Source organism: Mesorhizobium sp. RCC_202, assembly GCF_041355295.1.
GTDB lineage: Bacteria > Pseudomonadota > Alphaproteobacteria > Rhizobiales > Rhizobiaceae > Mesorhizobium.
In genome coordinates this window covers 1-834 of sequence record NZ_JBFUPO010000027.1, presented here as the reverse complement: position 1 = coordinate 834, position 834 = coordinate 1, and the positions used below count along the sequence as shown (strand labels likewise).

At 57.2% G+C, this 834-nt stretch carries 1 pseudogene; it reads right to left on the bottom strand.

Annotation, left to right across the window (positions count from 1 at the left end):
• Positions 1-17: 17 nt before the first annotated feature.
• Positions 18-730: pseudogene (locus AB6802_RS30045) on the bottom strand (IS5 family transposase).
• Positions 731-834: the final 104 nt, after the last annotated feature.

Genomic DNA, 834 nt, shown 5'->3' with positions numbered 1-834 from the left:
CTAGGGCCTGTTGAGATTCATCTTGAGTTTATGACGGCGGCGGCGAGATGGATAATGGCGTTGAAGCTCTGGTCGGTTTTGTCGGCTCGCATGGCGATGCGCTTGAACTCTTTGAGTTTACAGAAGAAGTTTTCGATCAGGTGACGCCATTTGTACATCTCGACATCGAGCGGCAGCGGCTTTGTGCGGCGCGAATGCTGGGAGATGACGATCTTGGCGCCGCGCTCGTTGAGTTCTGCCACGATACTGTTGCTATCGAATGCCTTGTCCGCGATCAGCGCGTCGAAGGCGAGGCCCTTGATGAGCGGTTCAACGCCAACGGTATCGAAGCGATGGCCCGGCAGCAGGATGAAGCGCACGAGATTGCCGAGGGCATCGGTGAGCGCCAGGATTTTGGTTGTCATGCCGCCCTTGGAGCGACCGATGGCCTGGCTCTGAGTCCCCCTTTTGCGCCCTGGCCGTGCCGATGGACCTTGACGATAGTGGCATCGACCATGGCATACTCCATGTCCGGCTCGTCAGAGCACGCTTCGAAAAGCCGAATGAAAACATCGGTTTTGACCCAACCTCGGTATCGCGTGAAGACACTGTTCCACTTCCCGAAGGAGGCAGGCAGATCGCGCCAAGGGCTTCCCGTCCGCACGATCCAAAGAACAGCCTCGACAAACAGGCGATTGTCAGTCCCGCTTCGCCCAGGGTCCGTCGGCTTGCCAAGACAATGCGGTTCCATCTTCGCCCACTGGGCGTCCGTCAATACGAATCGTTCCATCCGAAGCTTGAATCACGCTCAGCCCCGGATGGGAATCCTGAATATCAACAGGCCTTAGAGCAATT